The organism is Sphingopyxis alaskensis RB2256, from assembly GCF_000013985.1.
GTDB classification, from domain to species: domain Bacteria; phylum Pseudomonadota; class Alphaproteobacteria; order Sphingomonadales; family Sphingomonadaceae; genus Sphingopyxis; species Sphingopyxis alaskensis.
The window spans coordinates 2,827,771-2,850,000 of sequence record NC_008048.1 but is presented as its reverse complement, the minus strand read 5'-3'; the positions used below and the strand labels follow the sequence as shown (position 1 = coordinate 2,850,000).

The 22,230-nt window shown below is 63.3% G+C and carries 21 protein-coding genes, 1 tRNA gene, 2 rRNA genes and 1 pseudogene (1 of these 25 only partly in view); 19 read left to right on the top strand and 6 right to left on the bottom strand.

Annotation, left to right across the window (positions count from 1 at the left end; translation table 11 throughout):
• The 9 genes from SALA_RS13760 to SALA_RS13720 all read left to right on the top strand — a co-directional run.
• Positions 1-1,883: ribosomal RNA gene (locus SALA_RS13760) — 23S ribosomal RNA — on the top strand; it begins 908 nt to the left of the window's first position.
• Between the two features lie 115 nt (positions 1,884-1,998).
• Positions 1,999-2,113, top strand: a 5S ribosomal RNA gene (gene rrf, locus SALA_RS13755).
• A 105-nt stretch (positions 2,114-2,218) separates the two neighbouring features.
• Positions 2,219-2,295, top strand: a tRNA-Met gene (locus tag SALA_RS13750).
• 495 nt (positions 2,296-2,790) lie between these two features.
• Complete coding sequence (locus SALA_RS13745) at positions 2,791-3,915, top strand: FAD-dependent oxidoreductase (RefSeq protein WP_011542975.1); 1,125 nt, start codon at positions 2,791-2,793, stop codon at positions 3,913-3,915.
• 26 nt (positions 3,916-3,941) lie between these two features.
• On the top strand, positions 3,942-4,139 hold the full coding sequence (nrtS, locus tag SALA_RS13740) for a nitrate/nitrite transporter NrtS (protein WP_084764762.1): 198 nt from the start codon (positions 3,942-3,944) through the stop codon (positions 4,137-4,139).
• Complete coding sequence (locus SALA_RS13735) at positions 4,140-4,748, top strand: sigma-70 family RNA polymerase sigma factor (RefSeq protein ID WP_011542973.1); 609 nt, start codon at positions 4,140-4,142, stop codon at positions 4,746-4,748.
• A complete protein-coding gene (locus tag SALA_RS13730) occupies positions 4,745-4,939 on the top strand; it encodes a hypothetical protein (protein ID WP_011542972.1) in 195 nt (64 codons plus the stop codon). Before SALA_RS13735 ends, SALA_RS13730 begins: the two co-directional genes overlap by 4 nt.
• A 57-nt stretch (positions 4,940-4,996) precedes the next feature.
• The gene (locus tag SALA_RS13725; protein WP_011542971.1) at positions 4,997-7,150 is read left to right on the top strand and encodes an FAD-dependent oxidoreductase; all 2,154 of its coding nucleotides are present in this window, start codon (positions 4,997-4,999) and stop codon (positions 7,148-7,150) included.
• Between the two features lie 84 nt (positions 7,151-7,234).
• The gene (locus tag SALA_RS13720; protein ID WP_011542970.1) at positions 7,235-7,660 is read left to right on the top strand and encodes a hypothetical protein; all 426 of its coding nucleotides are present in this window, start codon (positions 7,235-7,237) and stop codon (positions 7,658-7,660) included.
• Here the strand turns inward: SALA_RS13720 and SALA_RS16500 are convergent.
• Complete coding sequence (locus SALA_RS16500) at positions 7,657-8,040, bottom strand: thioredoxin domain-containing protein (RefSeq protein ID WP_011542969.1); 384 nt, start codon at positions 8,038-8,040, stop codon at positions 7,657-7,659. The two genes, SALA_RS13720 and SALA_RS16500, sit on opposite strands and share 4 nt — an antisense overlap.
• Before the next feature lie 159 nt (positions 8,041-8,199).
• On the opposite strand from SALA_RS16500, the gene SALA_RS13710 reads away from it, so the two are divergent.
• From SALA_RS13710 to SALA_RS13695, 4 genes are read left to right on the top strand one after another with little or no spacing between them, the layout of a single operon-like run.
• Positions 8,200-11,232, top strand: coding sequence for a TonB-dependent receptor domain-containing protein (locus tag SALA_RS13710; protein ID WP_011542968.1), 3,033 nt, complete (start codon positions 8,200-8,202; stop codon positions 11,230-11,232).
• A gap of 15 nt (positions 11,233-11,247) precedes the next feature.
• Entirely contained in the window at positions 11,248-12,513 is a 1,266-nt protein-coding gene (locus SALA_RS13705) for a NupC/NupG family nucleoside CNT transporter (RefSeq protein ID WP_011542967.1), read from the top strand.
• Between the two features lie 4 nt (positions 12,514-12,517).
• Complete coding sequence (locus SALA_RS13700) at positions 12,518-13,120, top strand: CDP-alcohol phosphatidyltransferase family protein (protein WP_011542966.1); 603 nt, start codon at positions 12,518-12,520, stop codon at positions 13,118-13,120.
• A 9-nt stretch (positions 13,121-13,129) separates the two neighbouring features.
• Positions 13,130-13,738, top strand: a complete 609-nt coding sequence (locus SALA_RS13695; protein WP_011542965.1) for a carboxymuconolactone decarboxylase family protein — start codon at positions 13,130-13,132, stop codon at positions 13,736-13,738.
• A 417-nt stretch (positions 13,739-14,155) separates the two neighbouring features.
• On the opposite strand, the gene SALA_RS13690 is transcribed toward SALA_RS13695, so the two are convergent.
• The 4 genes from SALA_RS13690 to SALA_RS13675 all read right to left on the bottom strand — a co-directional run bounded on the left by SALA_RS13690 (position 14,156) and on the right by SALA_RS13675 (position 16,407).
• A complete protein-coding gene (locus tag SALA_RS13690) occupies positions 14,156-14,731 on the bottom strand; it encodes a carboxymuconolactone decarboxylase family protein (protein WP_011542964.1) in 576 nt (191 codons plus the stop codon).
• Between the two features lie 25 nt (positions 14,732-14,756).
• Entirely contained in the window at positions 14,757-14,984 is a 228-nt protein-coding gene (locus tag SALA_RS13685; protein WP_011542963.1) for a tautomerase family protein, read from the bottom strand.
• A gap of 56 nt (positions 14,985-15,040) precedes the next feature.
• A complete protein-coding gene (locus tag SALA_RS13680) occupies positions 15,041-15,622 on the bottom strand; it encodes a TetR/AcrR family transcriptional regulator (protein WP_011542962.1) in 582 nt (193 codons plus the stop codon).
• Positions 15,623-15,702: 80 nt separating this feature from the next.
• Complete coding sequence (locus tag SALA_RS13675) at positions 15,703-16,407, bottom strand: flavodoxin family protein (protein ID WP_011542961.1); 705 nt, start codon at positions 16,405-16,407, stop codon at positions 15,703-15,705.
• Positions 16,408-17,482: 1,075 nt separating this feature from the next.
• Here SALA_RS13675 and SALA_RS13670 point away from each other — a divergent pair.
• The 3 genes from SALA_RS13670 (at position 17,483) to SALA_RS13660 (ending at position 19,499) form a co-directional block, all read left to right on the top strand.
• Complete coding sequence (locus SALA_RS13670; RefSeq protein WP_011542959.1) at positions 17,483-18,133, top strand: DUF6969 family protein; 651 nt, start codon at positions 17,483-17,485, stop codon at positions 18,131-18,133.
• 151 nt (positions 18,134-18,284) lie between these two features.
• Positions 18,285-18,740, top strand: a complete 456-nt coding sequence (locus tag SALA_RS13665; protein WP_011542958.1) for a CBS domain-containing protein — start codon at positions 18,285-18,287, stop codon at positions 18,738-18,740.
• 3 nt (positions 18,741-18,743) lie between these two features.
• Positions 18,744-19,499 (top strand): YiiX/YebB-like N1pC/P60 family cysteine hydrolase, encoded by a 756-nt coding sequence (locus SALA_RS13660; RefSeq protein WP_011542957.1) that lies wholly within the window; start codon positions 18,744-18,746, stop codon positions 19,497-19,499.
• A 34-nt stretch (positions 19,500-19,533) separates the two neighbouring features.
• On the opposite strand, the pseudogene SALA_RS16955 reads toward SALA_RS13660, so the two are convergent.
• Positions 19,534-19,941, bottom strand: a pseudogene (locus SALA_RS16955) (MerR family transcriptional regulator); the annotation flags it as partial.
• A gap of 75 nt (positions 19,942-20,016) precedes the next feature.
• Between SALA_RS16955 and SALA_RS13650 the strand changes: the two are divergent.
• From SALA_RS13650 to merA, 3 genes are read left to right on the top strand one after another with little or no spacing between them, the layout of a single operon-like run.
• Positions 20,017-20,415, top strand: coding sequence for a mercuric transporter MerT family protein (locus SALA_RS13650; RefSeq protein ID WP_011542955.1), 399 nt, complete (start codon positions 20,017-20,019; stop codon positions 20,413-20,415).
• 11 nt (positions 20,416-20,426) lie between these two features.
• Positions 20,427-20,756: a heavy-metal-associated domain-containing protein gene (locus SALA_RS17375; RefSeq protein WP_011542954.1), complete on the top strand. Its 330-nt coding sequence runs from the start codon at positions 20,427-20,429 to the stop codon at positions 20,754-20,756.
• 42 nt (positions 20,757-20,798) lie between these two features.
• A complete protein-coding gene (gene merA / locus SALA_RS13640) occupies positions 20,799-22,226 on the top strand; it encodes a mercury(II) reductase (protein WP_011542953.1) in 1,428 nt (475 codons plus the stop codon).
• The last annotated feature ends 4 nt before the right edge of the window (positions 22,227-22,230 follow it).

The window sequence follows — 22,230 nt, the reverse complement described above, 5'->3', positions numbered from 1 at the left end:
CGGGGGTCGCGAGATCTACCAATTCTAACCAAACTCCGAATACCCAAGAGTAATATCCGGCAGACAGACGGCGGGTGCTAAGGTCCGTCGTCAAAAGGGAAACAGCCCTGACCTACAGCTAAGGTCCCCAAGTCACGTCTAAGTGGGAAAGCATGTGGGAACCCCAAAACAACCAGGAGGTTGGCTTAGAAGCAGCCATCCTTTAAAGAAAGCGTAACAGCTCACTGGTCTAAATAAGGGTTCCTGCGGCGAAAATGTAACGGGGCTCAAGACGTGCACCGAAGCTTAGGGTGTGTAGCAATACACGCGGTAGCGGAGCGTTCCGTAGGCTGATGAAGCGATCTGGTAATGGATCGTGGAGGTATCGGAAGTGCGAATGCTGACATGAGTAGCGATAAAGAGGGTGAGATGCCCTCTCGCCGAAATCCCAAGGGTTCCTGCTTAAAGCTAATCTGAGCAGGGTAAGCCGGCCCCTAAGACGAGCCCGAAGGGGGTAGTCGATGGGAACCACGTTAATATTCGTGGGCCTGGAGGTGTGTGACGGATCTCGTAAATTGTCTGATCTTACTGGATTGATCAGGCTTTGAAGAGGTTCCAGGAAATAGCCCCTCCATTATAGACCGTACCCTAAACCGACACAGGTGGGATGGTAGAGTATACCAAGGCGCTTGAGAGAAGTCTCCTGAAGGAACTCGGCAAATTGCCTCCGTACCTTCGGAAGAAGGAGGCCCCACATTTGGGCAACCATTTGTGGGGGGCACAGGCCAGGGGGTAGCGACTGTTTAGCAAAAACACAGGGCTCTGCTAAGTCGGCTTCAAGACGACGTATAGGGCCTGACGCCTGCCCGGTGCCTGAAGGTTAAGTGGAGGGGTGCAAGCTCCGAAATGAAGCCCAGGTAAACGGCGGCCGTAACTATAACGGTCCTAAGGTAGCGAAATTCCTTGTCGGGTAAGTTCCGACCTGCACGAATGGCGTAACGACTTCCCCACTGTCTCCAGGAGATGCTCAGCGAAATTGAATTCTCCGTGAAGATGCGGAGTACCCGCGGTTAGACGGAAAGACCCCGTGCACCTTTACTGCAGCTTCAGAGTGGCATTAGGAAAGAACTGTGTAGCATAGGTGGGAGGCTTTGAAGCGACGGCGCCAGCTGTCGTGGAGCCATAGGTGAAATACCACCCTGTTGTTTTCTGATGTCTAACCTCGATCCATGAAACTGGATCAGGGACCCTCTGTGGCGGGTAGTTTGACTGGGGCGGTCGCCTCCTAAAGAGTAACGGAGGCGCGCGATGGTAGGCTCAGGACGGTTGGAAACCGTCTGTTAGAGTGCAATGGCATAAGCCTGCCTGACTGCGAGACTGACGAGTCGAGCAGAGACGAAAGTCGGTCATAGTGATCCGGTGGTCCCGAGTGGAAGGGCCATCGCTCAACGGATAAAAGGTACGCCGGGGATAACAGGCTGATGATTCCCAAGAGCTCATATCGACGGAATCGTTTGGCACCTCGATGTCGGCTCATCACATCCTGGGGCTGGAGCAGGTCCCAAGGGTTTGGCTGTTCGCCAATTAAAGTGGTACGTGAGCTGGGTTCAGAACGTCGTGAGACAGTTTGGTCCCTATCTGCCGTGGGCGTCGAAATTTGAGAGGAGTTGACCCTAGTACGAGAGGACCGGGTTGAACATACCTCTGGTGTACCTGTCGTGGCGCCAGCCGCGCAGCAGGGTAGCTATGTATGGACGGGATAACCGCTGAAAGCATCTAAGCGGGAAGCCTCCCTCAAGATAAGATTTCACAGGACCGTGGAAGACCACCACGTTGATAGATCGGATGTAGAAGCGCGGTAACGCGTGGAGCTAACCGATACTAATTGTCCTATTCGCACTTAAGAGTCCCGCCATCAACGACAAGCCTGAACGGTTTGTCCACGATGCGTGGATGATTGATCAGACAGTATTGCACGGATATCGATTGAAACCCTTTTGACCTACGCCGGCTTCATTGCTTGGTGACCATGGCGTCAGTGACCCACCCGATCCCATCTCGAACTCGGCCGTGAAACCTGACAGCGCCGATGGTACTGTGGCTCAAGCCCCGGAAGAGTAGGACGTCGCCAGGCATTGTGGCCGGCGTAAGGTCGAAAGAACCCATTCACAAAGTCAGGGCGGCGTTGGCCGCCCTTTGCTGTTTCCGCGATCCCGCCCGGGATCGTGTGACTGGTTGACGCGGGATGGAGCAGCCCGGTAGCTCGTCAGGCTCATAACCTGAAGGTCGCAGGTTCAAATCCTGCTCCCGCAACCAAAATAATCCCGCCTTCTCAATGAGTTGGCGGGATTTTTGTTTCAGGTGAAACTTTCATTCCGACTTTTTCCAAGTCGGAATTCCGACTTATCTTGATCGGTCGCCCCTCGCTTCAGCGCTCGCGAGCGCATCGGCCGCGCGATCGACATAGGCGATATCCCGATCTGGAACCTCGCGGCCAGTCTCGGTCGACAGGCGAAACATCGCGAGCAGCGATAGCGTCCCGTCGCGATGATCCGCTTGGGGCTTTGGCCGCGAGACGGTGGAGTTCGAACGTTTCCGGCCGCTTCTGGCCCTACGGCCGATGCCCACATCTCATGTCCGCCATCAGCATTGCAGCAACCGTCATCTTCTCGCTCAATCGATGAGTCCTGGGCCTGGCGTCCTGACCCACGCCGCGCTCGGAAAAAATCCCGGCGTCGGGTGTAAGAAATCGCTGTGCCCGACGACCAAGGCATGTGACGAGATAACCAAGGCGAAGGGGCGGACAGGCGAATGTCGATACGGATGGTCCTGGCAGGCGGCGGCCATGCCCATCTTGCGGTGCTCGCTGACTGGATCGGTGCGCCGCCCGAGGGCACCGAGCGCTGGCTCGTGACGTCGCATCGTCACACCGCCTATTCGGGTATGCTCCCCGGCTGGATCGCCGGTGCTTATCCGGCTGAGGCGCTCACGATCGACCTTGAGCCGCTCGCGCGTCTTGCCGGTGCGCGGCTGGTAATTGCCGACGTCGTCGGCCTCGATCCCGACCGGCGTTTGCTCGAGCTATCGACCGGTGTACGCCTCGGCTTCGATCTGCTGTCCCTTGCCACCGGCGGCGAAAGCGACATTTCGCATCTGGCGGCGCTTGGCGACCGCCTGTTGCCGGTCCGTCCAGTCCAGCCCTTCATGGCCCGTTGGGAGGCCTTCCTGGGCGGCCGACAAGGGCGTGTGGCAACGCGGGTCGCGGTCGTGGGCGGCGGCGCCGCTGGCGTTGAACTGGCGCTCGCCGCCGAGCAGTCGTTGCGCCGCCGGTTGGGCGGAAAGACCAAGGTTGCGCTGGTAGCGCCGCGTGACACCTTGCTTGCCGGTCACGATCAGGCCGTTCGCCGCCGCGCGAGCGACCTCCTGCGCGCGCGTGGTATCGCTTTCCATGACGGTCACGCGGCTGGCGCGCCCGACGGTCTGATGTTGCCCGATGGAACGGCGCTGGCGTTCGATGCGGTTATCGCCGCGACCGGAAGCCGTCCGCCGGGCTGGATCGCCGACACCGGGCTTGCGGTGCGCGAGGGCGGATTTGTAGCGGTCGGTTCGGACCTTCGCAGCGCGTCGCACCCGGACATCTTTGCGGCAGGCGACATTGTCTCGCGCAGCGACCGCCGTGTCGAACGCTCGGGCGTTCATGCCGTCAAGGCCGGCCCGGTGATCGCTGCCAATCTGAAAGCGGTGCTCGCGGGTACCGCGACGCGGGACTATATCCCGCGCCGCCGCACGCTTTATCTTCTGGCGACTGGCGACGAGCGTGCCATTCTGTCCTGGGGACGCCTGACCGCCGGGGGACATCTTGTCTGGCGACTGAAGGATTGGATCGACCGCCGCTTCGTCGAACGCTACGCCGGGTTCGGACAGTTTCGGTCATGAGGAGGTTGGCGGCTTTGCTTGCACATATGATCGCGCGCCCCGTGGTGGCCAATGCCCTGCGCGTGTCGGCCGTCGTCGGCAGCATCCTCAATGCTATCAACCAAAGCGCGGCGGTCTGGAATGGCGCCGCCATCGACTGGCCCCGTTTCGCGCTCAACTATGCGGTGCCCTTTCTGGTGGCCAGCTATAGCGCGGCGCGCGTGCGCCAGGCGATGGAGGGCTGAATGGCGCATCCTCCGCAGCGGCATTCAATCGCATCGTCGATCGATCCGGCGTTCGTCGCGCGCGTGCGCGGCGACCTGCTCCGCTTCGCGCGTCTCCAGCTCGGCAGCGACGACGAAGCCGAGGATGCGGTGCAGGAAGCCCTCGCCGCGGCGCTGCGCAACGGCGATCAGTTTCGCGGCGAGGCGGCGCTCAAGACCTGGATGATCGCCATCCTGAAGAACAAAATCGCCGACCTCTTGCGCCAGCGCCGACGCCGTCCGCTCGGCGCGAGCCAGATGGCGGCCGAGGAGGAGGATGGCGGCACGCTTCCGGCGCTGTTCGACGAGCGCGGCATGTGGCGCGAAGCGGCGCGGCCCGCGGCATGGGAAAATCCCGAGGCGGGGCTGCACAGCGACCAGTTCCTCGCCATTTTCGACGCCTGCCTGAACCGGCTGCCGGCGCAGCAGGGCCAGGTGTTCATGATGCGCGAAGTGGTCGAACTCGCCACCGATGAAATTTGCGACGAGCTTGGTCTCACCAGCGGGAACATCCATGTCATCCTGCACCGCGCGCGGCTCGCGCTGCGCGCCTGTCTCCAGCATCACTGGTTCGCGGAGGCGGTGCGATGATGCTCAACTGCCACGACGCGACATTCCTGATGTCGCAGCGGCGCGAGCGCGATCTCCGCTTTTCGGAGCGCATGAAGCTGCGCCTGCACGCGGGGCTGTGCCGCGACTGCGCCAATTTCGAACGGCAAATCCCGCTCCTGGGCGAAGCCGCGAAGCGCCTCGCGGCGAAAGAGGACGGTCATGGCGTGTAAGCTTTTGCCGTCTCGCGCGACCAATCTCGCTAAAGGCCTCCCGCCGGAAGGAAGTTCATGAACAAACGTCTCATCCTGCTGCTGCTTGTCGCGCTGGCATTTGGTGCATGGGTGTATTTCGACCTCGGCGACTGGCTGACCCTCGAGGCGCTGAAATCGCAGCAGGCGGCGATCGACGGCTATTTTCGCGCCAATCCGCTGCTCGTGGCGGGACTGTTTTTCGTCGTCTATGTGGTGTTGACGGCGCTCTCGGTTCCCGGCGCGGCGATATTGACGCTCGCGGCGGGGGCGATCTTCGGCCTCTACTGGGGAACGCTGATCGTCTCCTTTGCCTCGACGATCGGCGCGACCTTCGCGTTCCTCGCCTCGCGCTATCTCTTCCGCGACGCCGTGCAGGCGCGCTTCGGCGACCGGTTGCGGCGCGTCAATGATGGCATCGCGCGCGACGGTGCCTTCTATCTGTTCTCGCTGCGGCTCGTTCCGGTATTTCCTTTCTTCGCGGTCAATCTGCTGATGGGGCTGACGCCGATCCGCACCGTCACCTATTTCTGGGTCAGCCAGCTCGGCATGTTCCTCGGGACCGTCATCTATGTGAATGCAGGCACCCAGCTTGCGCGCATCGATGCGCTGTCCGACATCGCTTCGCCGGGGCTGCTCGCTTCCTTCGCCGCGCTCGGCCTGCTGCCCTGGCTCGGCAAATGGATCATGGCGGCGATCAAGCGCCGCCGTGTATATGGGCGTTTCCGCCGCCCGCGCCGCTACGATCGCAATCTCGTCGTGATCGGCGCCGGGGCGGCGGGACTGGTATCCTCCTATATCGCCGCGACGGTGAAGGCGAAGGTGACGCTCGTCGAGGCCTCGAAAATGGGCGGCGATTGCCTCAACTATGGCTGCGTGCCGTCAAAGGCGCTGATCAAGTCGGCCCGCATTGCGGAGCAGATGCGACATGCGGATCGCTACGGACTTGTCGCCGCATCGCCCCAGATTCGCTTCCGCTCGGTGATGCAGCGCATCCACGACATCATCGCCGCGATCGAGCCGCACGACAGCGTCGAGCGCTATACCGAGCTTGGGGTCGATGTGGTGCAAGGCTATGCCCGTATCGTCGATCCCTGGACGGTCGAAATCGCGCGCAACGACGGCGAAGTCCAGCGGCTCACGACCCGCGCGATCGTCGTCGCGGCGGGCGCCGAGCCGGTCGTCCCCGACCTGCCGGGGCTAGCGGAGTCGGGGTATCTGACCAGCGATACGCTGTGGGAGGCATTTGCGGCGCGCGACACGATGCCGCAGCGCATCGTCATCCTGGGCGGCGGACCGATCGGATCGGAACTGTCGCAGGCTTTCGCGCGGCTCGGTGCCGATGTCGCGCAGATCGAACGCGGTGATCGCCTGCTGCCACGCGAGGATGATGAGGTGTCCGAACTGGCGCGCGATGCGCTGGAAAACGCCGGAGTCGAAGTCCTGACCGGGCACGAAGCGCTGCGCGTGGAAGGGATCGAGGCTGACCGGCGGCTGATTGTCCGCCACGCCGGCGGCGAGCGCGCGATCGCCTTCGACGCGCTGATCGTCGCGGTCGGGCGCAAGGCACGCCTGACCGGCTATGGGCTCGAGGATCTTGGCATCGAAACGCAGCGCACGGTCGTGACCGACGAATATCTCGCAACCGTTTATCCCAATATCTATGCTGCGGGCGACGTCGCCGGACCCTATCAGTTCACGCACAGCGCGGCGCACCAGGCCTGGTATGCCAGCGTCAACGCGCTCTTCGGCCAGTTCCGACGTTTCAAGGCCGACTATCGTGTGATCCCCTGGACAACTTTCATCGACCCAGAGGTCGCGCGGGTCGGGCTCAGCGAGGCCGAGGCGGTCGAGAAGGGCGTGGCGTTCGAGGTCACGCGCTACCCGCTCCACGACCTCGACCGTGCGATTGCGGACTCGGCGACGACGGGCTTCGTCAAGGTCCTGACCCCGCCCGGCAAGGACCGCATCCTCGGCGTGACGATCGTCGGCGAACATGCCGGCGAACTGCTCGCCGAATATGTGCTTGCCATGAAGCATGGTCTCGGTCTCGGAAAGATCCTCGGCACCATCCACACCTATCCGACGATGGCCGAGGCGAACAAATATGCCGCAGGCGAATGGAAGCGGGCGCATGCGCCCGAACGCCTGCTCAAGCTGGTCGGGCGTTATCACGACTGGCGACGCGGATAAGGCAATTTGCCGGCCGTTTATTGTAACCAACGGGTGCATTGCCGCGAATCCACCTGTTCAATCAGCATTTCAGGGAGTCCAGATATGAAGGCGCAGTCGCTACTCTTGCTCCGCATCGGAACTGGATTGCTGCTCGTCGTGTGGGGCCTTATCCGCCTCGTCAGCCCTGACAAGGGCGCGGGGGTCAGCGTCAAATATTATGCCGGGCTCGGCGCGAGCGATACGATTCAGCTCATCTGGGGCGCGATCCTGCTGGTCGTCGGACTGCTCACGGTCGTTGGTCTTTTTCGCCGTTTCGCTTACCCGGCGCAGGCGGTCATTCTGGTGACGGGGGCGCTGTCGATATGGAAATATCTGCTCGACCCGCTCGGTCTCTGGCTCCTCGACCGCGAAAGCAGCCAGGTGCTATTCTTCCCCTCGCTGGCCGTCGCGGGGGCGACGCTCGTGCTCCTCGCCTTCCGGGATGAAGACCGGCTTGCGCTCGACCGCTTGCTGGCGCGGCGCGGTTAACGCGCGCGTTCGAGCATCGCCACAATCTCGTCCTCGCGCGTCGCGGCGCCTGCGGCCACGCGCTGCGGCCCCTCGTAGATGTGGAGCATGCCATAGCGTTTTGCGCCGATTCGTTTCCAATCGGCATCGACCGTCTTTTCGCCGACGCGCAGGAAGAGGATGGCGCGGTGCCGCTCGCGCCGCAGGATATCCCGCAGGACGGGACCTCGCACGCGGCAAGGCAGGCACCAGGGAGCATAGGTTTCGACGACGATGGTTCGGCCTTCGCGCTGCGCTGCGGCGAACAGGGCTGCATCGAAGGTCACGGGGCTTTCGGCCGCCGCACTCGCAGCAACCGCGGCGGCGAGCAGAAACCCTGCGTTCGGCCAAATGGGCGCCATCTGTGCGTCTCCTTCGTCTTCCATACGCCCGAGGGAGCAGGCCGGTTACAAATGCCGCAGCAAACAGCGGTGCTGCGGCTGTAAGGATTGGCGCTGCCCGGCGACCAACGGACGAACAACAAGCAAAAGCGCTTCGGCGCCCTGTCCATGGAGTGAAACTTGACCCTCTTCGCGCGTCTCTCGGCTGGTGCCGCCGCATCAGCCCTTGCTATCGGCTTTGCGCTGCCTGCCTCGGCGCAGCAGGCCGGCATCCAGATCGCCGTGGTCGCCGACGATGGGCGTGCTTTGCCCGATGTCGAGGTGCTGGTGGAGAATCCGGGCATCGGCTTTCGCCGCATCGTCCGAAGCGATGCGCAGGGGCTGGCGCGGGTCGAGGGACTGACCACGGCGGGCGAGTATCGCGTCTCGGCGCAGGCCAGCGATCGCTTTGAACCGGGCGAGCCGGCGCGCCTTTCGCTGCGCGCCAATTTTTCAAGCAGCGTGACGCTGAGGCTTGTCCCGGCCGGGACTGCGATCGTCGTTACCGGCAGGCGCGGCATCACCGCGCTCAACAGCGTCAATGCCGAAGTGTCGGCATCGCTCGGCCGCGAGGAGCTTGTCGCGCTGCCGATCGAGGGACGCGACGTGCTGGGCGCGCTGATCCGGCTGCCGGGCGTCGTGCCCTCAACCGGCTTTTTTCCCGAGGCGCCGTCGATTTCGATCAACGGATCGAACGGCCTCGACACCCATTATCTGATCGACGGGCTCGACAATAACGAGAATTTCCTCGGCGGGATCAAGTTCCCGGTGCCGCTCGGTTTCACGCGCGAGGTGACCGTGCTCGCGAACAGCTATTCGGCGGCTTATGGCCGCACCGCCAATGGCATCGTCAACTATACCACGCCATCGGGCACCAACGACTATCATGGCGAAGTCTATGCGCTGGTGCGTCCGGGGCGCCCCTTCGATGCCCGCTCGCCCTTTCCGCGCCGCGACCTTTCGGGCAATCCGGTCGGCGAGAGCTTCGAGCGCTACCAGGCGGGCGCGAGCCTCGGCGGACCGATCGTGCGCGACCGCACCTTCTTTTATGCCAATTTCGAATATACGCGCGATCGCAATGTCCAGATCGTCGATGCGCCCGCGCTTGGCACCGTCGCCAATGTGACCGGCAACAATCAATTTTATCTCGGTTCGCTGCGCCTCGATCACCGCCTCACCGCCGACTGGACGCTCGGGCTGCGCGCCAATGTCGGCCGCGTCACCATCGACCGTCCGGGCGGCGGGCTCGGCGGCGGCAATGTCACCTTTCCTTCGGCGGGGTCGGACCAGGATCGCTTCTCGACCCTGGTTGCCGCGACCGCGAGCTACTCGGGCGATGTCTGGAGCTATGACGGTGCGCTCCAGTTCAGCCGCTTCCGCTGGAATTACGGCAAGCCGAAGGGACCCGCGGGACCGCAAGTCACCATCCGCGATCCGAGCGGGCTCACGGTCGGTGTCGTCGGCCATCCGGGTTTCGTCTTTGACGATGTCGAGGAAAGCTGGCAGACGACCCACCGCGTGCAACGACGGCTCGGCAACCATCGCCTGCGTTTCGGCGCCGATCTCATCCATTCCGATTTTTCACTCCTCGGGGGCGGAAATCCCGACGGCAACTACATCGTCGATCTGACCGCCTCGCAGTTGTCCCAACTGGCAGCGGGCGGGCGGGGGCTCGCCCTTTCGGCGGACGATGTCCTCGCGCTCGATCCCGCGGTCGCCAATTATTCGGTCGAGCTCAGGCCGCAGTCGTTCGGCACCGGCCAGACCCAGATCGCCTTCTATGTCGAGGATGAATGGCAGTTGTCGCCGCGCCTGACCGCGACGTTCGGCGTGCGCTGGGATTATGACAGCCTGACCGCCAAAGGCGGCGGCGGCGATTATGACAATGTCGCGCCGCGTCTGGCGCTCAATTACCGGCCCGATGCGCGTTCGACGCTGCGCTTCGGCGCGGGGATTTTCACCGGCAAGCTTTCCTATGCCGTGATTTCGGACGCGCTCCAGCGCAATACGACTTCGGCGGGCTTTCTGACCCAGCTGGGGTCGCTGCAGGCGCAGGGCATCATTCCGGCTGGCACCGATGTTTCGGCATTGACCTTCGCCGGCAATCTTGGCGTGTCGCCGCCCTGCGCGACGGTGTCGACCTGCCCGACCCCGGCGGAGGTTCAGGCGCTGCGCGAGACCGCCACGCTGGGTGAAGCCCGCATCCTCGGCCCGACCGGCTATCGCAGCCCGTGGAGCCTCCAGCTCAGCGGCGGCTATCAATATCAGGCGAACGACACGCTGACCCTGAGCGCCGATCTCGTCTACAGTCGCACGCATAATCTCGTCCGGCTCCGCGACCTCAACGCGCCCGCGCCTTTCACGCCCAATCTCGCCAACCTCACCGACGCCAATATCGCGTTGCTGCGCGCGCAACAGGACAATGCGGCGCGCTTCGCGCTCGCCGAGGCGCTCGGTCTCGTTCGCTCGCAGGCGGCCGCCGATGCAACCCGGCCGGTAGCACTAGTGGCCGGCGGCGCGCGCCAGATCACCGTGTCGGAAACGGCGGGCGAGTCCGAATATAGGGCGCTGATCCTGCAACTCGCCAAGGCCCGCGGCAGCGATGCATATGCGTTCCGCCTGTCCTATACGCTCTCGAAGCTCAGCAACGATACCGACGACATCAACTTCCGGGCGTCCAATTCCAACGATTTTTCCGCCGAATGGGGCCCATCGGCCAACGACCGCCGACACGTCATCTCGGCGGTCGGCTATCTTTATCCGCTGAAGGGCCTGACGCTCAGCGTCGCAGGGCTTTTCCAGTCGGGCCAGCCGGTGAACCTCGTCCCCGATGCGCGGATTTTCGGAACGCAGGATCTCAATGGCGACGGCGCCTCGTTCGGCGAGAATTTCGTCGGCAACTCGGACCGCTATCCGGGCGCCGCGCGCAATTCGGCGCGGCTGCCCTGGTCGGCGACGGTCGATGTCGGGCTGCGTTATGCGATTCCCGCCTTCGACGGCCGGATCGAGCTCAGCGCCGATGTCTTCAATCTGTTCAACGCCAACAATGAATCGGGCTTTGCGAATGCCGCGACAACGTCCAATCAGGTGCAGTTCGGTGGCGGGGCGCCCTTCGTGCAGCGCAATGCCGGGCCGCCGCGCCAGTTCCAGTTCGGCGCGGCATGGAAGTTTTAGGGGAGACATAGGCGGATGGCGTGGCTCGCAAACCTGCAGGGACTGGTCGGCCTGACGGCCATCCTGCTGCTGGCCTGGCTTCTCTCCGAGGATCGCCGCGCCCGGCCGGGCTGGCGCTGGATCGGCGGCGCGCTGCTGCTCCAGCTTGCCATCGCTTTCACAGTGACGCGCATCCCCTTTGTCTGGACCCTTGTCGGTTTTGCCAACGGCGCGGTCACGGCGATCGAGAAAGCGACGCTTGTCGGGTCGAGCTACATGTTCGGCTATACCGGCGGCGCCCCGATCCCGTTCCTGCTCAAGCCCGGCGCCGAGCCGCCGGTCGTGATCGCCTTTCAGATACTGCCGCTGATCATCGTCTTTTCAGCGATCTCGGCGTTGCTCTGGCACTGGGGTGTGCTGCGCGCGCTGGTTCGCGGGCTGTCGTGGGCGCTACGCAGGACGCTTGGAGTCAGCGGGGTCGTCGGCCTCGGCGGCGGCGCGACGATCTTCCTCGGCGTTGTCGAATCGCCGCTCGTGCTGCGCGCCTGGTTCGACCGGATGAGCCGCGCCGAACTGTTCATGATCATGGTGATGATCATGGCGACGATCTCGGGCGCGATCCTGATTCTCTATGCCACCACGCTCGCGAAGACGGTGCCGAACGCGGTCGGCCACATGATCGTTGCGTCACTCATTTCGCTTCCGGCAGGAGTGCTGGTCGCGCGGATCATCGTGCCGGGCGACGGTTCGCCGGGCGCCGATGCCGCCGAACCCGACCTTGCCTATGAAAGCAGCATGGATGCGGTGGTCCGCGGCACCATGGAGGGCGTCCAGCTCGTCCTCGCGGTGATCGGGATCATCATTGTCGTCTTCGCGCTCGTCAATCTCGCCGACCAGCTGCTTGCGCTGCTGCCGCCGGCCAATGGGGCGCCGCTGACGCTCCAGCGGCTGTTCGGCTGGCTGTTCGCGCCGCTGATGTGGGCGATCGGCATTCCCTGGGAGCAGGCGCCCGCTGCGGGCGGGCTGATGGGGACGAAGGCGATCCTCAACGAATATGTGGCGTACCTCGGCCTTGCCGCGATGCCCGCCGGGACGCTCGATCCGCGCAGCCTGCTGATCACGACCTATGCTTTGAGCGGGGTCGCCAATCTTGCGAGCGTCGGCCTTCTCGTCTCGACGATCGCGACGCTGGCGCCGAAGCGCCGCCGCGATGTCGCGGAGCTCGGGATGAAGAGCTGGATCGCGGGCAACATGGCGTCGGCGATGACCGGGGCGGTCATCGGTCTCGTGACCTGGGCCTAGAGCGATGTTCGATGCCCGACTTCGCCCTCTGATCGACCCGCCGCTCAATGCAGCGGGGCGCCGGCTCGCCGCTTGGGGCATCGGCGCCGATGCCGTGACGTTCGCCGGCATGTTTGCGGGACTCGCGGCCGCGGCTGCCATCGCGAACGGCCTTTATGCAGCAGGCCTCGTGCTAATTCTGGTCAATCGCCTGCTCGACGGTCTAGACGGCGCGGTCGCACGCGCGACAGGGATGAGCGATTTTGGCGGCTATCTCGATATCGTTGCCGATTTCGTCTTCTATGTGGCGGTCCCGGTCGGTTTTGCGGTGGCGGCGCCGGGCGACAGCTTTGCTGCCTTGCTGCTGGTCGCCGCCTTCGCGCTCACCGGTACAAGTTTCCTTGCCTATGCGACCCTCGCGGCGAAACGTGGCATCGAGACCGCGGCGCATGGCCGTAAGAGCTTCTTTTACAGCACCGGCCTCGCCGAGGGGGCCGAGACGATCGTGTGCTTCGCGCTGATGTGCCTCATGCCGCAGCACTTTGCCCCGATCGCCGCAATATACACCGCGCTTTGCCTTGTCACTGTCGTGCAGCGATCGGTGATGGCTTGGCGCATGTTTCGATAGGAAGATTTCATGTCCATCTTTCCCTCATTGCCGGTCGATGCCCAGCTCGCCGATGTGTTCCGCAGATTTACCACCGGCGTTCCGGCGCTCCTTTCCTATCATGACGATATCCTGCGCGACGATTCGCCGCTGACGGTCGCAACGCGCGAGTTGATCGCGGCCTATGTGTCGGGGCTCAATGCGTGCACCTATTGTCATGGCTCGCATCTGCTTGCCGCCGAAGCGTTTGGCATCGATCCGACATTGTTCGAGAGCCTGATGCAAGATGTCGAGACCGCTGCGATCGATCCGGCGCTTAAGCCGCTCCTTGCCTTTGTCGCCAAGCTCACCCGCGAGCCTGCCAAGATCTGCGGCCGTGACGCGGCGGCGGTTTATGCCGCGGGCTGGAGCGAGGAAGCATTGTTCGCCGCGATCAGTGTCTGCGCGCTGTTCAATCTCATGAATCGCATCGTCGAGGGCGCGGGCGTCCGGATCGATCCCCTCGCCGAGGGCGAGGCTGAGCGCGCGGCGCGCGCGGCGCGACTGGCACCGGGGGAAACTGCGTCCGGCGCCCATGCGGCGGAACGCAGCTATTCGCTGCTGGCCGAGAAATGGGGCCTCGCGACAAGCAGGACGTAGCCCGCTGTCCGCGCTTGTCGTGAGCGCCGCGCCGCCGCGCGCCCACAGCAGCCCAAGTACGGCTGCCGCCGCTGACATGACGATCACGGCAGCATTGACGCCCGCGATTGTCAATTCGCTGCCGTCGCTGTGACGCATCGAAGCGCCATAGGTCGGGCCCAGCAAAAAGGCGGCGAGAAAGCCCAACACCACGATCAGCCCCAGCCCGGCTGCGCCGCGAATATCGGCACGCCGCTCTATCCCCTCTCTGTTCTGGTTCCGCCTGGTCGGCGGGTCGGATTCGACGCATGATCACGAAACCCCATCGCCGCTGATTGCGACCCGGCAGCGATGGGGCTCCGCCGGCGTTACGGCCCGTTCGCCCGGCTTGGGGGCTGTTTTGCGAACGGGCCGATGCCGGAAGGCAGAAAACCGGGCTCAGGCGGGCGGCGTCCAGGCACGCCCCGCGAAGGCGGGATCGACTTCGGTGTGGAAAATATGGTTGCTGTAGTTCGAGATGATCTTTGCGCTCAGCGCGAGGATGATGCCGAGGATATGCGTTTCCGAATAGCCGGCGGCAAGAAACGCCTCGGCGTCCGCCGGCGACGGATTGCCGCGGCTTTCGGTCATGGTCGCAGCAAAGCGGCGGAGCGCCTCGAGCTTCGCATCGGCGATCGGCTGGTCGGCGCGGATCGCGTCGGTAACTTCAGTCGGCACCTTCGACATGGCGTCGGCGACGAAACTGTGCGCGGCAACGCAATAATGGCACTCGTTGACGCGGCTGATCGCCAACAGCACGACTTCCTGCTCGACCGGGGTAAAGCCGCCTTCGCTACGGAACTTTCCGTAAGCGAAATTATAGGTTTCGAGCAACGCGGGAAGGTTCGCCATCGCGGCATACATGTTGGGCACCATGCCCATGGCCTTTTGGGCGGCCTGGAGCGGACCGCTCACGGCGGGGTCGGCATCGTCGGCGCGGCGCAGCGGCAATGTGGTACGAAATGTCTCGGTCATTTGCTGGTCCTTTCTCGGGTTGATGTCAGGCGGACGTCGGCGCGGCGGCCATCGCACGCAGGTCGTCGGCGGTGACGGGGGTGCCGCCGACGCCCCACGCGCCCGGCTGGATGTCGGCGATCGTCACCCAGGTCACGCCGTGCAGGCCTTCGCCCTCGACGGCCACGACGGCATCGGTCACGCGGCGGATCAGTTCCTGCTTCTGGTCAAGCGTCAGATAGTCGCCGACGCCGCCAATCTGGACGAGGGGCATATGTCTTTCCTTTCTATTGTATGGAACAATCATTCCATACTGCGCAAAAAAGGGGTTCAGCCGAGCGAACGAAGGACGCCGTCGCGGACGGCATCGAGATATTTTCGTTCAGGGCGACTGCGGATCATCACGAGCATGCCGAGCAAGGAAGCGAGCGCCTGGTGCGCGAGCAGCGCCGCATCGCGTTCGCGGTTGAACGCTCCGCTCGCCTGGCCCTTGCGGATCATCGCGAGAAAAAAGGCTTCGATGTCGTCCTGCGCCGCATTGACCAGCTCGGCGATCTCCGCGTCGTGCGCCGCGAGTTCAAGCGCGGTGTTGATGAGGAAACAACCCCAGTTCTGGCCGGGCACCGCCGTCTGGGCGATGAATTTATCGAACAGCGCACCGATCGCATCGGCCGGCGCATGGACGCGCGCAAGCTCCTGCAGCGTGTGGCCGCGGACCTCGCCGTCATATTTGCGGAGCGCGGCGAGGAACAATTCGCGCTTGTCGCCATAGGTCGCATAAAGGCTCGCCCGGTTGACACCCGTCGCGGCCACGAGATCCTGCATCGATGTCGCCTCATAGCCGCGCGTCCAGAATGCGTGCATCGCACGCGTCAGCGTCTCGCCGACATCGAATCGCTTTTCCCATGGCATGTCGCCGTCCTAGATTGTTTGGAACGATCGGTCAATACTGCGCTGGGGCGAGCGCTTCATGCACGGCCAGTGTCCGCACCCTAGCGATATTCGGGGTTGGGATGGTCGAAGCGCGAACCCGCATCCCACGCCGACCGCTGATTTCCGTGGGCGGGCAGGCCGCCCGCGGCTTTCAGCAGCCGTGCGAGGTGCATGAGGTTCCAGGCCATGAAGGTTGTGTTGCGACGGGTGAAGTCATTTTTCAGCCCGGTTCCATCGTCGCCATAGGATGGGCCGGGGCCGGCTTCGCCGATCCATCCCGCATCCGACTGTGGCGGGATGGCATAACCCAGGTGCTGGAGCGAATAGAGCATGTTCATCGCGCAATGCTTGATCCCATCTTCGTTCCCCGTGACGATGCAGCCGGCGACGCGCCCATAATAGGCATATTGCCCCTTGTCGTTCAGCGTCCCCGAATAGGAATAGAGCCGCTCGATCACGCGCGTACAAACCGAAGATTTGTCGCCGAGCCAGATCGGCGTTCCCAGAACGAGAATATCGGCCTCCATGACCTTGGCCTGGATTTCGGGCCAGTCGTCCTGCGACCAGCCATGTTCCGTCATGTCCGGCTGGACCCCGGGGGCGATATTCCAATCGACGGCGCGAACGGTTTCGACCGCCACGTCATTGGCCCGCATGATCGCGACCGCATTGTCCATGAGCCGCTGCGTGTGCGAGACGCCGGGCGATGGCGTAAGCGTGCAGTTGATGAAGATCGCCCGGAGCGGGATGAGCGGGTCGGTCATGATATGGCCCTTTCTCGAACTTTCCGTCCCGACTGGCGATGATTGTCGCCCGGACGGTGCCGATATCGGCGTTCCCATCACTACGCTCGCCGCGCCGGACGGTTGCTGTCGCGCCAGGTGCCTCGGCCAGGCAAGCCGGAATATGACACGGGGCTTCGCGCACTGCGGTCAAATCCAGGCCGGGCCGAACGGGGTGGAACGGCCGAATAGTCCTATTTCGGCCGCGACGCGTCACCTCTCCACCCTCTTCCGAGGCGACGCGGCCTCGCGGTCCATCGACGATGCGCGGATACGCCGGAAACAAGAACGGGTCGGTCGCCGCGAGCTGTAACCAGGCGTCGTCAGACTGCGAACCTGCGGAGAGCGAGGTTTTGCCCGCACAAAGCGAAAGCGGTCCCTTCGATACTGTCGAATATCGCCTTCGCATGCATTGCGCGGGGAAACCGGGCTATTCGGGCGACCATCTGGTCGGACGTTTCGGATGCGGTTACAGGGCGCCGCCGCAGCCGACCTTTCAGCCCATAATGTTGGGAGTAGAATGATGAAGAGAGCGAAATTCGCATCGATGTTGGCGGTGGCCGGCGGCCTCGCGATGGCGACATCGGCCTGTTCGGAAAGCAAGCCGGTCGACGAGCAGCCCGCAGCGACGCCTGTGGACCTTGCGGACGATGGAACGGCGACTGACAATTGCGCCGCTGCGCCTTGCGCGGCAGGTCCGTGCGCCGCCAGGGAATGTTCCGCAAAACCGTGTGCGGCGACAGAATGCGGCGCGAAGCCTTGCGCCGCCAAGCCCTGCGCCGCCAAGAAATAACGCGGCCTCGCTCCCGCGCAGACGATCGGCGGGCAGCGCTCGTTTGCGTCGGCGCGGGAGGTGGCGCTTCGAAAGCGGCGATCGCCTGACGGGTTGTCGCCGCTTTCCCTGGCGCGCCGACCATCGGGGGGTGTGCACAGACATTGCGAAGCCGCTCGCTTCCTTGTTTTCATATGCCGCTTGTCTTGCCAGTGCCGCCGATACAGCAAGGCGTCAGGGCCCGGATCCATTATTCGCAATTTTTCGCAATGTTCGGGGATGGTCATGGAAGCGATCGAGGCTGCGACTGTGGTGATCGACACGATTGTGCAGATGGCGGGCGAAGCGCGACCACTCATGCAGCGTGTCCTTCCGCCTGCGGGCGTCCACTGGTGGGCGCATTATCCCGACGATGACGCGCGCGACAAGAAAACGCGCTCACGGTGGTATTATCATATACATCCGCCCGGTATGCGCGACCCGGATGAACACGGGCATTTTCATCTCTTTCTGCACCGAACCCAGCTCGACGCCGCGTCCGAACCGCTGGCCGTGCCTGCTGAAGGCGAGGCCGCGCCAGCCCATGTCGCGCATGTTGCAGGTCTGTCGGTCGATCACGACGGCGTACCTCGTGCCTGGTTCGCGACGAACCGGTGGGTAACCGACGAGTTCCTCTATCCGGCTGAAACGATGATCGCCCATCTCGACCGCTATAATGTCGATAATACAGAAGAAGATGATCTTGTGAACCGGCTGTTGACCGCCATGGTGGCGCTCTACCGGTGCGAGCTGGCCGGGTTGCTGCGCGCCCGCGACGCGGCGTTAGCCGAACTGGTCAAGGCAGGCGGTGCGGCTGCCTATGAAGCGGGAAATGATATTCTGGCGATCTGTCCGATTGATCTCGACGCCAAGATCGGCGGCCTGGGCCTCGATTAGAAATCGATCCGCCAAGCCTTTTGCGGCGGTCGCCGAATCTCTGCGGCGGCTTTGACCTTCCCTTTTCAGGCGCGCGGCTCCGGTCTGTGTAACCAGTGTCCTGCATCCTCCGAATCCAGCACAGGGAAGCGAGCAACTGGAGGTTTCGGACATGAAGATTGCAGCTATCGTTTCCCGAAAGGGGCGCGAGTTCGAGACCGTCGATGAAAGGTCGTCCCTGGCCGAGGCTGTCGATGTGATGCATCGCAAGGCCATCGGGTCGGTCGGCGTGGCGACGGGGCGTGGAGCCATCATCTCCGGACTCGTTTCACAGCAGGAACTGACTTCGGCGATCGCGCTGCACGGCGCCGATGCATTGAGCCGACCCGTGGCGGATTTCATGCGCAAACCCGTATTATCCTGTCGCTGTGACGACAATGCGGCCGACGTGATGCACGTAATGACCCGCGAGCGCTGCCGTCACGCGGTCGTCTGGAATGCCGCTGGCACAATAGCGGGCCTTGTGTCGCTCGGCGATCTTGTCGCGGCGCTGCTCGAAGAGGCGCGGCTCGAAGCCGGCGTCTTGCGCGATCTCGCGCGTTCGCGCCTGCTTGCGATGCCGGGATAGGCCATGGGCTTGCTGCTTGGCATCGGGCGGCTGCTGGCCGGATATCTGACAGGTCCGTCGCGGGCGCCCTATGCCAATGTTCCCACGGACGAATCCGCTCTGGCCGCCACGATCATGACCGGCGATGTGTTGTTGGTGGAAGGTCGCCAGCGTGTCAGCACCGCGATCAAATATCTTACCCAATCGACCTGGTCGCATGCGGCACTCTGTGTCGAAGCGTCCGGCGATCGGCCGTTATTTGTCGAAGCCGACGCGATCGAAGGGGTCCGGCTCGTCACCAGCGAGGAATTCGCAGGTCTCCACTGCCGGATATGCCGTCCGGTGGGACTGGACGAGGATGAGATCGACGCGGTGACCGGTTTTGCTCGCGCGCATATCGGCGACGCCTATGACCTTGCCAATGTCGTCGACCTCGCCCGCTTTCTCTGTCCGACGCCGCCCGTGCCTTCGCGCTGGCGCCGCCGCATGATCGCGCTCGGCAGCGGCGAACCCACCAAGGCAATATGCTCGACCCTGATCGCGCAGGCATTTCAGTCGATCGGCTACCCGATCCTGCCCGAAATAACGCAAGAATTGATCGACGATCCGAATTGCCTCGGCTGCGTGCGCGACATCCTGCATATCCGTCATCACAGCCTGTTCACGCCGCGCGATTTCGACGTTTCTCCCTATTTCGAAATCGTCAAGCCGACGCTGGCTCGCGGCTTCGATCATCATTCGCTGTCGTGGGCCGTGGTCGGGGTACAGGTGATGCCATGATCGCGTGCGACGACGAAGACAGTGCCTCATGCCCCAGCGCGTCAAGGATGGGGCATTCGGGTGCCGCGTCTCCCGAACATTTGGCTGCGGTTCGGGCGAGGACGGTCTCGATGCGGCGAAGGTCGGCGATCTTGGCGCGCACATCGCTCAGATGGCGCTCGGTCCTGGCCCTCACCTCCCCGCAGGTTTGCGTGCCGTAGTCGATGAGCGCGAGGAGGCTACGGATCTCCTCGATGGTGAAGCCCAGATCGCGCCCGCGCATGATGAAACGAAGGCGCGAAACATGCCTTGCCCCATAAACACGGTAGCCCGCCGCCGTTCGGGGTGGGTCGGGCATCATGCCGACCTTTTCATAATAGCGGATGGTTTCGAGGTTGCAGCCCGTAGCTTTGGCGAGGTCGGCCCGCCGGTAGCGCTCTTCCGAAAGGCGATGGTTTTGCATCCGAAAATAGCCCTTGAGTCTGTAGCTGCTACAGACCTTACACAGTGACCATATAAAGATCGAGAGACGATTCGCATGAGCAATTCGAACATCGAGGCTGTGGCGCCGCGCGCATCTCAACAGCCCGAGGACAGAAGGAAGACCTGGTTTGCTGCGGGCGGTGCGATCGGAGCGGTGCTGGCCTCCACCTGCTGTATCGTGCCGCTGCTCCTGTTGACGCTCGGCGTCTCCGGCGCCTGGATCGGCAATCTCACCCTGCTCGAACCCTATAGGCCGATCTCCGCCGGCATCGCGCTTGTCTTCATCGCTCTGGGTTTCCGGCAAGTCTATCTCAAGGCCCGGCCAGCCTGTGAGGAAGGGTCCTACTGCGCTCGTCCGCAATCGTCCGTCATCACCAAAACGATCCTCTGGCTTTCGACCGTGCTGGTCCTCCTCGCACTGACGATCGACTGGTGGGCACCCTATTTCTACTAGGAGAAAGCAGCATGAAACGACTTGCAATCGTTGCGGGCGGCGCGCTTGCCATCGCGACTGCGGCCATCCCCTTGACCGCTTCCGTCGCGCAACCGTCCTCGAACACGGCCGCCGCGAGCCGAACGGCGATCTTCACGGTCGAGAACATGACCTGCGCCCTGTGCCCGGTTACGGTCAAGAAGGCCATGGAGGGCGTAAAGGGCGTGAAGTCGGTCCGGATCGACTTCGATGCCAAGACCGCCACAGTGGTGTTTGATCCATCGACAGCAACGATCACGGCTATCGCTGCCGCTTCCACAAACGCGGGCTATCCGGCATCGGTCAAGAACAGAAGCCCGTGAGGAGCGCGATGGAGATCCAGACGAACGGGAAAAGAAGCTGCCATGACGGACTACCATGCGCCCAAAGGAAGAGAGACCGTCTATGACCTTGCCGTCATCGGCGCGGGTTCGGCCGGGTTCTCCGCTGCGATCACGGCCGCCGATCAGGGCGCCAATGTCGCGCTGATCGGCCACGGGACCATCGGCGGAACCTGCGTCAATGTCGGCTGCGTCCCGTCGAAGACGATGATCCGCGCCGCCGAGGCGCTGCACGGCGCGCGCGCAGCGGCGCGCTTTCCCGGCGTTTCCGGCAATGCGCAGGTGGATGACTGGCACAGTCTGATTGCCGCCAAGGACGACCTCGTCTCGGACCTGCGGCAGAGGAAATATGTCGACCTGCTGCCCGAGTATGACGGCATCACCTATCTGGAGGGCGCTGCACGGCTCGATGGCGCGGGCGTGATCGTTGGCGACGAGCCGATTACCGCCGGAAAGATCATCATCGCCACTGGTGGCCGTCCATCCGTACCGCCGATACCGGGCATCGAGACAGTGAACTACCTGACGAGCACATCGCTGCTGGACCTACAGGAACTGCCCCGAAGCCTGATCGTCGTCGGCGGCGGCTATGTCGGCGCGGAACTTGCGCAGATGATGGCGCGTATGGGTGTCGATGTCACTATGGTGTGCCGCTCGCGCCTCCTGCCTCAGGTGGAGCCGCAGGTGTCGGAAGCTCTGGCCGGGATATTCCGGTCCGAGGGCATGACCCTCTACTGCGGCATCGCCTATGATGCCTGCCGGGAGGACGAGCGAGGGGTCATGCTCTGCGTCCAGGAAGGCGGCAGGCCGATCGAACTCAAGGCCGAACGGCTGCTGGTCGCCACGGGGCGCACGCCAAACACCGAGGGGCTGGGGCTCGAGGAAGCGGGCATCGCCCGGGACGCGCGAGGCGCCATCGTCGTCGATAATCACATGCGCACCTCAAAAGCCGACATCTATGCCGCTGGCGACGTCACCAACCGTGACCAGTTCGTCTATATGGCGGCCTATGGCGCCAAGCTGGCCGCGCTCAACGCACTGAACGGCGATAGTCTGACCTATGATAATGCGACGATGCCGTGGGTCGTGTTCACCGACCCGCAGCTTGCCGGCGTTGGCCTCTCCGAAGCTGCCGCGAAATCAGCGGGCTTTGAGACAAAAACATCGATTTTGCCGCTCGATCTGGTGCCGCGGGCGCTTGCAGCGCGCGATACGCGCGGGCTTGTCAAGCTGGTCGCCGATGCCGGGAGCGATCTTCTTCTTGGTGGACAGATCATTGCGCCCGAAGGTGCCGACAGCATCCAGACATTGGCCCTCGCTCTCAGACACGGCATGACGGTCGCCGAACTTGGTGAAACAATCTTCCCCTATCTAACGACGGTCGAGGCGCTGAAGCTGGCGGCGCAAGGCTTTGGCAAGGACGTCACAAAGCTATACTGTTGTGCCGGATGACAAG

Coding starts and splice junctions, on each gene's coding strand:
- SALA_RS13745 (WP_011542975.1), top strand. CDS start 2,791: ATGTCGATACGGATGGTCCTGGCAGGCGGCGGCCATGCCCATCTTGCG.
- nrtS (WP_084764762.1), top strand. CDS start 3,942: ATGATCGCGCGCCCCGTGGTGGCCAATGCCCTGCGCGTGTCGGCCGTC.
- SALA_RS13735 (WP_011542973.1), top strand. CDS start 4,140: ATGGCGCATCCTCCGCAGCGGCATTCAATCGCATCGTCGATCGATCCG.
- SALA_RS13730 (WP_011542972.1), top strand. CDS start 4,745: ATGATGCTCAACTGCCACGACGCGACATTCCTGATGTCGCAGCGGCGC.
- SALA_RS13725 (WP_011542971.1), top strand. CDS start 4,997: ATGAACAAACGTCTCATCCTGCTGCTGCTTGTCGCGCTGGCATTTGGT.
- SALA_RS13720 (WP_011542970.1), top strand. CDS start 7,235: ATGAAGGCGCAGTCGCTACTCTTGCTCCGCATCGGAACTGGATTGCTG.
- SALA_RS16500 (WP_011542969.1), bottom strand. CDS start 8,040: ATGGCGCCCATTTGGCCGAACGCAGGGTTTCTGCTCGCCGCCGCGGTT.
- SALA_RS13705 (WP_011542967.1), top strand. CDS start 11,248: ATGGCGTGGCTCGCAAACCTGCAGGGACTGGTCGGCCTGACGGCCATC.
- SALA_RS13700 (WP_011542966.1), top strand. CDS start 12,518: ATGTTCGATGCCCGACTTCGCCCTCTGATCGACCCGCCGCTCAATGCA.
- SALA_RS13695 (WP_011542965.1), top strand. CDS start 13,130: ATGTCCATCTTTCCCTCATTGCCGGTCGATGCCCAGCTCGCCGATGTG.
- SALA_RS13690 (WP_011542964.1), bottom strand. CDS start 14,731: ATGACCGAGACATTTCGTACCACATTGCCGCTGCGCCGCGCCGACGAT.
- SALA_RS13685 (WP_011542963.1), bottom strand. CDS start 14,984: ATGCCCCTCGTCCAGATTGGCGGCGTCGGCGACTATCTGACGCTTGAC.
- SALA_RS13680 (WP_011542962.1), bottom strand. CDS start 15,622: ATGCCATGGGAAAAGCGATTCGATGTCGGCGAGACGCTGACGCGTGCG.
- SALA_RS13675 (WP_011542961.1), bottom strand. CDS start 16,407: ATGACCGACCCGCTCATCCCGCTCCGGGCGATCTTCATCAACTGCACG.
- SALA_RS13670 (WP_011542959.1), top strand. CDS start 17,483: ATGGAAGCGATCGAGGCTGCGACTGTGGTGATCGACACGATTGTGCAG.
- SALA_RS13665 (WP_011542958.1), top strand. CDS start 18,285: ATGAAGATTGCAGCTATCGTTTCCCGAAAGGGGCGCGAGTTCGAGACC.
- SALA_RS13660 (WP_011542957.1), top strand. CDS start 18,744: ATGGGCTTGCTGCTTGGCATCGGGCGGCTGCTGGCCGGATATCTGACA.
- SALA_RS13650 (WP_011542955.1), top strand. CDS start 20,017: ATGAGCAATTCGAACATCGAGGCTGTGGCGCCGCGCGCATCTCAACAG.
- SALA_RS17375 (WP_011542954.1), top strand. CDS start 20,427: ATGAAACGACTTGCAATCGTTGCGGGCGGCGCGCTTGCCATCGCGACT.
- merA (WP_011542953.1), top strand. CDS start 20,799: ATGACGGACTACCATGCGCCCAAAGGAAGAGAGACCGTCTATGACCTT.